Origin of the sequence: Pseudomonas sp. RW10S2, from assembly GCF_014268985.1 — a bacterium.
GTDB lineage: Bacteria > Pseudomonadota > Gammaproteobacteria > Pseudomonadales > Pseudomonadaceae > Aquipseudomonas > Aquipseudomonas wayambapalatensis.
In genome coordinates, this window is the sequence record NZ_JABWRO010000062.1 from 20,795 (window position 1) to 31,074 (window position 10,280).

The following is a 10,280-nucleotide window of genomic DNA, read 5'->3' on the forward strand; positions in this document are numbered from 1 at the left end:
ATCACAGCTTGGCGATGGACACCTCGGTGGATTTCACGAAGGCAATCACTTCACTGCCAACCTGCAGTTCCAGCTCGCGCACGGAACGCGTAGTGATCACCGAAGTGACGATGCCGGAGGCGGTCTGCACGTCGATTTCCGACAGTACCGGGCCTTCGAGGATTTCTTTGACGGTGCCTTTGAACTGGTTGCGGACGTTGATCGCTTTGATGGTCATGGCTTGATTCCTTTGGTTGGCTTCGCAGATTCAGTGGGCCCAACGCAGTTGCGTGGGCAAAGGGGCTACAGGTTCCGGCTCGGGCGGGGTGCCAGGGACGGACAGGACACGGTTGAGCACTTCGCTTTCCAGCGCCGCCAGGCGGTGCGAACCACGCGCCCGCGGCCTTGCCAGGTCGACGGTGAGGTCCAGACCGACCTCGCCGTCCTCGATCAGGATCACCCGGTCGGCCACGGCAACGGCCTCGTTGACGTCGTGGGTGACCAACAGCACGGTGAAGCCGTGTTCGCGCCAGAGGCGCTCGATCAGTTGCTGCATTTCGATTCGCGTCAGGGCATCTAGTGCACCCAGTGGCTCGTCGAGCAGCAGCAGGCGTGGCTGGTGGATCAGCGCGCGGGCCAGGGCCACGCGCTGCTTCTGCCCGCCGGACAGCGCAGCTGGCCATTCATTGGCACGATCGGCCAGGCCGACCTCTTCCAGCGCTTGCACCGCGCGTGGCCGCCAGTCTCCGGACAAGCCCAGGCCGACGTTGTCGATCACCTTCTTCCAGGGCAGCAGACGGGCGTCCTGGAACATCAGACGGGTTTCCTCGCGGGCATCGGCCAGCGGCGCGGCACCGGCCAGCAGCTCGCCGGCGCTGGGTTGGTCCAGACCGGCCAGCAGGCGCAACAAGGTGCTCTTGCCACAGCCGGAGCGGCCAACGATGGCGACGAACTGGCCTGCCGGGATGTGCAGGTCGATACCGCGCAGCACTTCACGCTTGCCGAAGGTCTTGCGCAGGCCGTTGGCGGCCAGCGGGATGCCACGCAGCAGGCGCGGCGGTTGTTCCTTGAGCACGGTCATGCGCCCTCCTTCTTCGCCACCTGGTAGGCGGGGTGCCAGCGCAGCCAGACACGCTCCAGGCCACGGGCGGCGAGGTCGGCGAGCTTGCCGAGCACGGCGTACATGACGATGGCCAGGACCACCACGTCGGTTTGCAGGAATTCACGGGCGTTCATCGCCAGGTAACCGATGCCGGCATTGGCCGAGATGGTCTCGGCAACGATCAGGGTCAGCCACATGAAGCCCAGGGCAAAGCGCACACCGACCAGGATCGAAGGCAGCGCACCGGGCAGGATCACCTGGCGGAACAGCGAGAAACCGGACAGGCCATAGCTGCGCGCCATTTCCACCAGCGCCGGGTCGACATTACGGATGCCGTGGTAGGTGTTCAGGTAGATCGGGAACAGCGTGCCCAGCGCGACCAGGAAGATCTTCGCCGACTCGTCGATGCCGAACCACAGGATCACCAGCGGGATCAGCGCCAGGTGCGGCACGTTGCGGATCATCTGCACCGAGCTGTCGAGCAGGCGTTCGCCCCAGTTCGAAAGGCCGGTGACGAACCCCAGCAACAGACCGATGCTGCCGCCGATCAAAAAGCCCACACCTGCGCGCCAGCCACTGATCGCCAGGTGCGTCCAGATCTCGCCGCTGCGCACCAGTTCGACACCGGCGCTGACCACAGCGCTCGGTGCCGGCAAGATGCGCGTGGACAGCCATCCAGCGCTGACCGCCAGCTGCCACACCGCCAGCAGCAGCACGGGCAAGGCCCATGGCGCCAGGCGCTGTGTCAGGGTGGAGGAAGTTGCACGACTCATGGCCTGGCCCTCAGCTCTGCGACACGGACTTGGGCAGGATGTCGTTGGCGACCATTTCACCGAACGGGCTCACGTAGCCCCCGGTCTTGGCCTGCTCCGGGCGCTGCACGTCCAAGTGCGGGAACAGCAGCTCGGCGACGCGGTAGGACTCTTCCAGGTGTGGATAACCGGAGAAGATAAAGGTATCGATGCCCAGGTCGGCGTATTCCTTGACCCGCGCCGCGACCGTCGGGCCATCGCCCACCAGCGCGGTACCGGCGCCGCCTCGTACCAAGCCGACGCCCGCCCACAGGTTGGGGCTGACTTCGAGCTTGTCGCGGTTGCCGTTGTGCAAGGCCGCCATGCGTTGCTGGCCAACCGAATCGAAGCGCGCCAGCGAGGCCTGGGCGCGGGCGATGGTGTCATCGTCCAGGTGCGAAATCAGTCGATCGGCGGCAGCCCAGGCTTCTTCGTTGGTTTCCCGCACGATCACATGCAGGCGGATACCGAAGCGCACTTCGCGGCCTTGCGCAGCGGCTTTCTCGCGCACCGCGGCGATCTTCTCCGCCACTGCAGCCGGGGGCTCACCCCAGGTCAGGTACAGCTCGACCTGCTCGGCGGCGAGGTCTTGTGCGGCCTCGGACGAACCGCCGAAATACAGCGGCGGGCGCGGCTGCTGGATCGGTGGATAGAGCAGCTTGGCGCCCTTCACCTGGATGTGCTTGCCGTCGTAGTCGACCACTTCGCCTTCCAGCACCTTGCGCCAGATGCGCGTGAACTCGACCGAGGCTTCGTAGCGCTCCTGGTGGTTCAGGTGCAGACCATCGCCGGCCAGCTCGTCCGGATCACCACCGGTCACCAGGTTGAACAGCGCCCGGCCATTGGACAGGCGATCCAGAGTCGCAGCCTGGCGGGCGGCCACGGTCGGCGAAATGATGCCCGGGCGCAGCGCGACCAGGAACTTCAGGTTCTGCGTCACCGGAATCAGTGACGCCGCGACCAGCCAGGAGTCCTCGCAGGAACGACCGGTAGGGATCAGCACGCCACCGAAACCCAGGCGATCGGCCGCCTGGGCGATCTGGGTCAGGTAGCCGTGATCGACGGCGCGTGCGCCTTCGGTGGTACCCAGGTACTTGCCGTCGCCGTGGGTGGGGAGGAACCAGAAAATGTTAAGGCTCATTGGAGTTGTCTCCTCAAGGGGGGCTCAAGCCGCAGCGATGCTGCGGCGCAGGCGAATCGTTCAAGGCGCGCTGGCGACCTTGGCCGGTGGGGTCCAGATCACGTCCTTGATGCTCAAGGGCTTGGGAATCAGCTTCAGGGCCTGGAAGGTGTCGGCGATCTTCTGTTGCGCGGCGATCACCTGCGGGGTCAGCGGCGCAGCGCCGTAGCCCTGGCGCTTGACTGAGGTCAGGGTGATATCGGCCGGCAGGCCGAGCAGCGGCGCGACCTGGTCGGTCACTTGCTGCGGGTTGGCCTGGGACCACTCGCCCACGGCGCGCACCTCGTCGATGAGGGTGCTGATCACCGCCGGGTGCTGGGTGGCGTAGCTGCGGGTAGCCAGGTAGAACTGGTGGTTGTCGACCAGGTCCTTGCCATCACGCAGGGTACGGGCCTGCAACTGCTGTTCGGCAGCCGCCTGGTACGGGTCCCAGATCACCCAGGCATCGACGCTGCCACGCTCGAAGGCGGCGCGGGCATCCGCAGGTGGCAGGTAAACGGGCTGGATGTCGCTGTATTTCAGGCCGGCGTCCTCAAGGGCGCGGACCAGCAGGTAGTGCACGTTGGAGCCTTTGTTCAGCGCGACTTTCTTGCCTTTGAGCTCCTTCACCGACTGGATCGGCGAGCCCTTGGGCACGAGGATCGCCTCGCTGTGCGGCGCAGGCGGCTCATAGGCCACGTAGAGCAGGTCGGCACCGGCGGCCTGGGCGAAGACGGGTGGCGTTTCGCCGGTGACACCGAAATCGATCGAGCCGACGTTCAGCCCTTCGAGCAGCTGCGGGCCACCGGGGAACTCGGTCCATTGCACGTCGATGCCCTGTTCCTTCAGGCGCTTTTCCAGCGAGCCCTTGGCCTTGAGCAGCACCAGGGTGCCGTACTTCTGGTAACCGATGCGCAGGCTCTCGGCCTGGGCTTGGGTGATGGCGCCGAAGGACACAGCCGCCGCAAACAGGGCGACCAGACCACGACGCAAGAAGACTGTGCGCATGGCGCTCTCCTGTGCGAATGAGGTTCGGGTTGCACCTGCTTGCCTCGTTGTCGGGCGAGTAAGGTGGAAAAACGGTGACGCATTTGCGGGGTCGTTCAGATGCTCCAGCGAGCACTGATCAGGCGTTCGTTGAGTACACCCGGAGCGACCGGCTTGGGCCGACGCGCCAAGGCACTGTGGAAGGTTTCCAGCGAGTCCAGCAGGCGGGCCTCCAGGGCCTCGGCCAACTGTGCCGGGCGATTGCCTTCGGCGTAAGCGACCTGGCTGTCGTCGGCGAAGATCCCTTGAAGGGTCTCCTGCGCCTTGAGTGCCGACAGCACAGGCTTCAATGCGTAATCCACCACCAGCATGTGGGCGATGCTGCCGCCGGTAGCGATCGGCAGGACTACCTTGTGTTCCAGCGCGCGCTCGGGCAGCAGGTCGAGCAAGGTCTTCAGAGCCCCGGCGAACGATGCCTTGTACACCGGGGTCGACACCACCAGCCCATCAGCCTGGGCTACCAGTTGCTGGAAGTGCTGCACCTGTGGGCTGTCGAAACGTGCGTGGAGCAGGTCTTCTGCCGGAAACTCACGCACCTGGAAGGTCACCACCTCCACACCACGATCCTGCAACCACTGGCGCGAACGCTCGAGCAGCACGCCGGAACGTGAACGGGTACTGGGGCTACCACCTATCGAAACAACCAGCATTGCAGCGCTTCCTTAAATTCGGTTCCGGGGTGTGGCCCCAGTGAATGACTCCGACATTAGCAGCTCGCCACATATATCTATAAATCATATTTTTTCATTTGTTTATGCATTATGGAGATATATCGTTTTGACCTCGCCCGTTTCGCGGGCCAGCCCGCTCCCACAAAAAGCGGGCATAAAAAAAGGCCGTCGAAACGGCCCGAAATCCCTGCTATGGCTAAGAGCAATGCAACGAGGATTCAACGATTGGGTTGCGGGGTGAGGCGCAGATAGGGTTTGACGGCCCGATAACCTTTCGGGAAGCGCTGCTTGATCTCGTCCTCATCCTTCAGCGAAGGCACGATCACCACTTCGTCACCGTCCTGCCAGTTACCTGGGGTGGCGACCTTGTAGTTGTCGGTCAGCTGCAACGAATCGATCACCCGCAGGATTTCGTTGAAGTTGCGCCCTGTGCTGGCTGGATAGGTGATGGTCAGGCGTACCTTCTTGTTCGGGTCGATCACGAACAGCGAGCGTACGGTAAGGGTGTCGTTGGCGTTGGGGTGGATCAGGTCGTACAGGTCAGACACCTTGCGATCGGCATCGGCGATGATCGGGAAGTTGACCACGGTGTTCTGGGTCTCGTTGATGTCATCGATCCACTTGTGGTGCGAGTCGACCGGGTCCACCGACAGTGCGATAGCCTTGACGCCGCGCTTGGCGAACTCATCCTTGAGCTTGGCGGTCAGGCCCAGTTCGGTGGTGCACACTGGGGTGAAGTCGGCCGGGTGGGAGAACAGCACGCCCCAGCTGTTGCCCAGCCACTCATGGAAACGGATCTTGCCGGCGCTGGAATCCTGTTCGAAGTCGGGGGCGATGTCGCCGAGTTTGAGGCTCATGGAAGCGGCTCCTGTGCTGTGTCTGGCCTTGTGGGATTCAATGTGCCTGCTTCCGATTAAAAACAAAAAGAATGAATACTGATTTATTTATAACCAGAAAGAATACGAATTTGCACACACAAAAAAGCCTCGCACCAGGCGAGGCTCTTTCGTTGCAGCTACGACTTACATGAAGTTGTAAGTGTAGTTGACGATGAAGCGGGTTTGATCCTGGTCTTGCAGGGAACTGGTACCCGACCCACGGTAGACACCGTGACGCAGACTGGCGCCCAGGCCTTTGAGGGTGCCTTCCTGGATGACGTAGTCAACGCGAGCATCGCGCTCCCACTCACTGAAGGTACCGTTGCCGTTGGCGTTCTTGCCGTCTTCACCACGCAGGTACGACACGGAAGCCTTCAGGCCAGGAACACCCAGACGCGCGAAGTCATACGAGTATTGACCGAAGGTGGTGTTCTCACCGGCCTTGGCGAACTGGTTGATCATGCTGTCGGTGAACAGGTAGAAGCTGGAGCCGCCAGCGCCTTCGTTCGGCAGGCTACCCTGGTTCAGCCAGACAAAACCGCCGTCGTCGTTGACGCGCTGGTGACCGAGCAGGAAGGCATGACCACCCAGGGTATAAGTGAACATCGCCGACCAGGTCTTGTTGTCAACTTTGCCTGGCGTCTTCGCGTAGCCGCTGTTGTTGTTGAAGTTCCAGCCGCCGCCGCTGCCATTCTTGCCATCGCTGCTGCTATCGAAGTAGCGAAGGTCGGTCTTGAAGGACTGGTCGTCGGCGATCTTGAAGACGTGCGTCGCGCCTAGGAAGTGCTGCTTGTAGAAGTCTTCCAGGTTCGAGTAGTAGTACTGCAGGGTCAGGTCAGGCGTAAGCTTGTAGTCCAGACCACCGTAGCGGAACTTGTTGCTTTCCTGGGAAGCGCCGTTGACCGACAGGCCGGTACGGTTGCTCGAAGCACGCCCCATCGCATGGGTCAGCTGACCCGCATTGATGGTGAGGTTGTCGATTTCCTTCGATTGGATGGTGCCGCCTTCGAAGGTTTGCGGCAGCAGTCGGCCATCGTTAGCAACCAAGATCGGCAGGTTCGGCGCTAGGGCGCTACCGAAGTGCACTTCGGTCTTGGAGAAGCGTGCCTTGGCGTTCGCGCCCAAACGGGCCCATTGACTGGCAGAGCCGTCGCCGTCATCCGGGAAGAAGCCGCCTTTGTGGTAACCCTGACCGCCATCCAGGTGAATACCCCAGAGTGCCTGCGCATCGACACCAAAGCCAACGGTACCTTGAGTGAAGCCAGAAATGTAATCCAGCTTGAAGCCCTGACCGGACTCACGCTGATCCGGACGGATACCGGCCGTGGAAGTCGGCGCTTCACGGTTGTCGTTGTTGAAGTACATGGTACGCGAGCTGAGAGACAGCTTGCTGTCCTCGACGAAACCGGCTGCGCCCGCTTGTTGGGCGAGAACCCCCAGTGCCACGGCCAGAGCCAGGCTAGACTTGTACATGCTTTGCTCCTCTACGTTCTAATTTTTGTACTCTCAAGGCGGAGGGATCTGTTGCCCCCCTCGCCACGGGTAAGCGATTTAGCACCAAAGTGTGACCGGTAAGTCAATCGTTACCAGAGATTTCACGACTTTGGTCTAATGCACCTGCGCTACAGGATAATGACAATCCTATAAATCCAAAATGACCGTTTTATGAAACCTTCAGATTTTTCCGGAATAAATACGGAACCTTCAGCGTCATTTGGTGTATTGGCGTCCCTTGCTCATAGCTTCCGGTTATCTACAGCCCTTTGCCAGAGGGCGCTCCGTGAAAAGTTGTGAAAGCGTAGCCTTTCACAAAAATTTCACAACCTTTCGTCCGACAGGGTGCGTTCGCTAAGCGTTTTGTCTCCTAAGCTAATTCTCAAAAGTTATTTATTTTGCAATTCTTAGATCATTTAGTCTTCGCGTCATTCATCACCCGATGCCTGACGAGAGGTTCGATCATGATCCCCCACGCCCCCCTGCGCCTGTTCGCCGCGCTGACCCTGGCCAGCGCCAGCTGGTTCGCCCAGGCCGCCGACCTGACCGTGGCCTACCAGACCACCGTGGACCCGGCCAAGGTGGCCCAGGCCGATGGCAGCTATGAAAAAGCCAGCCACGCCAGCATCGACTGGCGCAAATTCGACAACGGTGCCGACATCATCGCCGCCGTCGCCTCCGGCGACGTGCAGATCGGCTACCTGGGCTCCAGCCCGCTGGCTGCCGCGACCACCCGCAAGGTGCCGGTGGAGACGTTCCTCATCGCCACCCAGATCGGCGCCGGTGAAGCGCTGGTCGCCCGCGACAGCATCAAGACCCCACAGGACCTGATCGGCAAGAAAGTCGCCGTGCCCTTCGTCTCCACGGGCCACTACAGCCTGCTGGCGGCGCTCAAGAGCTGGAACATCGACCCGGCCAAGGTGCAGATCCTCAACCTCGCGCCGCCTGCGATCATCGCCGCCTGGAAACGCGGCGACATCGACGCCACCTACGTCTGGGACCCGGCGCTGGGCGTGGCCAAGGAAATCGGCAAGGTGCTGATCACCTCTGGCGAACTGGCAAAGAAAGGCGCCCCGACCTTCGATGCCTGGATCGTGCGCAAGGACTTCGCCGAGAAGCACCCGGAGATCGTCAAGTCGTTCGCCAAGGTCACCCTCGACGCCTACGCCGACTACCGCAAGGACCCGAAAGCCTGGCTGGCCAATCCAGACAACGTGAACAAGCTGGCCAAGCTGTCCGGCGCCAAGACCGGCGATATCCCCGGCCTGCTGGAGGGCAACGTCTACCCGCTGGCCGCCGACCAGAGCGCGGCACTGGGCGCGCCAACCACCCAGGCGCTGACCGACACCGCGACCTTCCTCAAGGAGCAGGGCAAGGTCGAGGCGGTGCTGCCGGATTACTCGCCGTACGTAACGGCCAAGTTCCTTCCCGACTGAAGCACCTGCCCAACCGACCGAACCCAGGGGCGCCCTGCGCCCCGAACCGGAGCCCATCATGGCCTTGCTCGAGCTGGAGCGCATCAGCGCACAGTACCCCGGCGCCACCACCCCGGTGCTGGATGACATCAACCTGACGCTGGGGCCACGCCAACTGCTGGTCGCCCTCGGGCCCTCCGGCAGCGGCAAGACCTCGCTGCTCAATCTCATCGCCGGCTTCGTCGCCCCCAGCAGCGGGCGCATCACCCTCGACGGTGCGCCCGTGCAAGGCCCGGGTGCCGACCGTGGCGTGGTGTTCCAGGATGACGCCCTGCTGCCCTGGCAGGACGTGCTCGGCAATGTCGCTTTCGGCCTGGAGCTGGCCGGCGTCCCTCGCGCGCAGCGTGAGGCCAAGGCACGCGAGATGCTGGCACTGGTCGATCTGGCCGGGTTCGGCGACCGGCGCATCTGGCAGCTTTCCGGTGGACAGAAGCAGCGCGTGGGCCTGGCCCGCGCCCTGGCTGCCGACCCACGCGTACTGCTGATGGACGAACCCTTCGGCGCCCTCGATGCCTTCACCCGCGAGCAGATGCAGGAGCTGTTGCTGCAGGTCTGGCAGCGCACCGCAAAACCGGTGTTCCTGATCACCCACGACATCGAGGAAGCCGTGTTCCTGGCCAGCGAACTGGTGTTGCTGGCCCCGAATCCGGGGCGCGTGGTCGAGCGCCTGCGACTGGACTTCGGCCAGCGCTACGCCGCGGGCGAACCAGCGCGGGCGATCAAGTCCGACCCGCGCTTCATCGAAACCCGCGAGCACGTGCTGTCGCGGGTGTTTTCCCAACGTGCCGCCCGCCGCGAGGAGTCCGCATGAGCAGCCTGGACCTGCCGGTCGCCGGCAAAACCGACACCCGCACCGCCTCGGCGGTGAAGACCCGCCGCCCGCTGCCGACCCGCTGGATCAGCGTCCTGACCCTGGCCAGCCTGCTGCTGGTCTGGTGGCTGGTGACCGCTGCCGGCTGGGTCGAGCCACTGTTCCTGCCCGCCCCCGGCGACATCCTGGCCAAGGCCTGGGTACTGCTGACCCAGGGCTACATGGACGCCAGCCTCTGGCAGCACCTGGGCGCGAGCATGGGCCGCATCGGCGTGGCGTTGCTGGCGGCGACCCTGACCGCGATTCCGGTCGGCATCGCCATCGGCTACAACCGCGTGGCTCGCGGCATCCTCGACCCACTGATCGAGTTCTACCGACCGATACCGCCGCTGGCCTACCTGCCGCTGATCGTGATCTGGTGCGGGATCGGCGAGCTGTCAAAAGTGCTGCTGATCTACCTGGCGATCTTCGCCCCGATCGCCATCGCCACCGCCACCGGCGTGCGCACCGTCGACCCGGCCAAGCTGCGCGCCGCGCAGTCGCTGGGGGCGAGCAAGGTGCAACTGATTCGCCATGTGATCCTGCCCAGCGCCTTGCCTGACATCCTCACCGGCATTCGCATCGGCCTGGGGGTCGGCTGGTCGACCCTGGTCGCCGCCGAACTGATCGCCGCCACCAGCGGCCTGGGCTTCATGGTGCAGTCAGCCGCGCAGTTCCTGGTCACCGATGTGGTAGTGCTGGGCATCCTGCTGATCGCGCTGATCGCCTTTGCCCTGGAGATGGGCCTGCGCGCCCTGCAGCGCCGCCTCGTACCCTGGCATGGACAGAGTCACTGACCTTTTAGGCCTCATCGCGGGCAAGCCCGCTCCTACA

The 10,280-nt window shown here is 63.2% G+C and carries 11 protein-coding genes; 3 read left to right on the forward strand and 8 right to left on the reverse strand.

The window, feature by feature from the left end:
• Position 1: 1 nt before the first annotated feature.
• From HU729_RS14800 to HU729_RS14835, 8 genes are all read right to left on the reverse strand, one after another.
• Positions 2-217: a molybdopterin-binding protein gene (locus HU729_RS14800; RefSeq protein WP_003255829.1), complete on the reverse strand. Its 216-nt coding sequence runs from the start codon at positions 215-217 to the stop codon at positions 2-4.
• 30 nt (positions 218-247) lie between these two features.
• On the reverse strand, positions 248-1,060 hold the full coding sequence (ssuB, locus tag HU729_RS14805) for an aliphatic sulfonates ABC transporter ATP-binding protein (protein WP_186710734.1): 813 nt from the start codon (positions 1,058-1,060) through the stop codon (positions 248-250).
• Positions 1,057-1,854, reverse strand: coding sequence for an aliphatic sulfonate ABC transporter permease SsuC (gene ssuC, locus HU729_RS14810; RefSeq protein WP_186667416.1), 798 nt, complete (start codon positions 1,852-1,854; stop codon positions 1,057-1,059). The genes ssuB and ssuC overlap by 4 nt, the downstream gene beginning before the upstream one ends.
• Before the next feature lie 10 nt (positions 1,855-1,864).
• The gene (gene ssuD / locus HU729_RS14815) at positions 1,865-3,013 is read right to left on the reverse strand and encodes an FMNH2-dependent alkanesulfonate monooxygenase (protein WP_186667415.1); all 1,149 of its coding nucleotides are present in this window, start codon (positions 3,011-3,013) and stop codon (positions 1,865-1,867) included.
• A gap of 60 nt (positions 3,014-3,073) precedes the next feature.
• A complete protein-coding gene (locus tag HU729_RS14820) occupies positions 3,074-4,039 on the reverse strand; it encodes a sulfonate ABC transporter substrate-binding protein (protein ID WP_186710736.1) in 966 nt (321 codons plus the stop codon).
• Between the two features lie 95 nt (positions 4,040-4,134).
• Positions 4,135-4,728, reverse strand: a complete 594-nt coding sequence (gene ssuE, locus HU729_RS14825; RefSeq protein WP_186710738.1) for an NADPH-dependent FMN reductase — start codon at positions 4,726-4,728, stop codon at positions 4,135-4,137.
• Positions 4,729-4,967: 239 nt separating this feature from the next.
• Complete coding sequence (locus HU729_RS14830; RefSeq protein ID WP_054891663.1) at positions 4,968-5,606, reverse strand: peroxiredoxin; 639 nt, start codon at positions 5,604-5,606, stop codon at positions 4,968-4,970.
• A gap of 165 nt (positions 5,607-5,771) precedes the next feature.
• Positions 5,772-7,100, reverse strand: coding sequence for an OprD family porin (locus HU729_RS14835; protein ID WP_186667413.1), 1,329 nt, complete (start codon positions 7,098-7,100; stop codon positions 5,772-5,774).
• A gap of 485 nt (positions 7,101-7,585) precedes the next feature.
• On the opposite strand from HU729_RS14835, the gene tauA reads away from it, so the two are divergent.
• The 3 genes from tauA to tauC are packed head-to-tail and all read left to right on the forward strand — an operon-like array spanning position 7,586 to position 10,243.
• Positions 7,586-8,557 carry a taurine ABC transporter substrate-binding protein gene (tauA, locus tag HU729_RS14840; protein ID WP_186710740.1) on the forward strand — a complete coding sequence of 324 codons (972 nt, stop codon included), beginning with the start codon at positions 7,586-7,588 and terminating at the stop codon, positions 8,555-8,557.
• A 58-nt stretch (positions 8,558-8,615) separates the two neighbouring features.
• Complete coding sequence (tauB, locus tag HU729_RS14845) at positions 8,616-9,407, forward strand: taurine ABC transporter ATP-binding subunit (RefSeq protein ID WP_186667411.1); 792 nt, start codon at positions 8,616-8,618, stop codon at positions 9,405-9,407.
• Complete coding sequence (tauC, locus tag HU729_RS14850) at positions 9,404-10,243, forward strand: taurine ABC transporter permease TauC (RefSeq protein WP_186710741.1); 840 nt, start codon at positions 9,404-9,406, stop codon at positions 10,241-10,243. The genes tauB and tauC overlap by 4 nt, the downstream gene beginning before the upstream one ends.
• Positions 10,244-10,280 lie beyond the last annotated feature (37 nt).

Coding starts and splice junctions, on each gene's coding strand:
- ssuB (WP_186710734.1), bottom strand. CDS start 1,060: ATGACCGTGCTCAAGGAACAACCGCCGCGCCTGCTGCGTGGCATCCCG.
- tauB (WP_186667411.1), top strand. CDS start 8,616: ATGGCCTTGCTCGAGCTGGAGCGCATCAGCGCACAGTACCCCGGCGCC.
- ssuD (WP_186667415.1), bottom strand. CDS start 3,013: ATGAGCCTTAACATTTTCTGGTTCCTCCCCACCCACGGCGACGGCAAG.
- HU729_RS14835 (WP_186667413.1), bottom strand. CDS start 7,100: ATGTACAAGTCTAGCCTGGCTCTGGCCGTGGCACTGGGGGTTCTCGCC.
- ssuE (WP_186710738.1), bottom strand. CDS start 4,728: ATGCTGGTTGTTTCGATAGGTGGTAGCCCCAGTACCCGTTCACGTTCC.
- tauA (WP_186710740.1), top strand. CDS start 7,586: ATGATCCCCCACGCCCCCCTGCGCCTGTTCGCCGCGCTGACCCTGGCC.
- tauC (WP_186710741.1), top strand. CDS start 9,404: ATGAGCAGCCTGGACCTGCCGGTCGCCGGCAAAACCGACACCCGCACC.
- HU729_RS14830 (WP_054891663.1), bottom strand. CDS start 5,606: ATGAGCCTCAAACTCGGCGACATCGCCCCCGACTTCGAACAGGATTCC.
- HU729_RS14820 (WP_186710736.1), bottom strand. CDS start 4,039: ATGCGCACAGTCTTCTTGCGTCGTGGTCTGGTCGCCCTGTTTGCGGCG.
- HU729_RS14800 (WP_003255829.1), bottom strand. CDS start 217: ATGACCATCAAAGCGATCAACGTCCGCAACCAGTTCAAAGGCACCGTC.
- ssuC (WP_186667416.1), bottom strand. CDS start 1,854: ATGAGTCGTGCAACTTCCTCCACCCTGACACAGCGCCTGGCGCCATGG.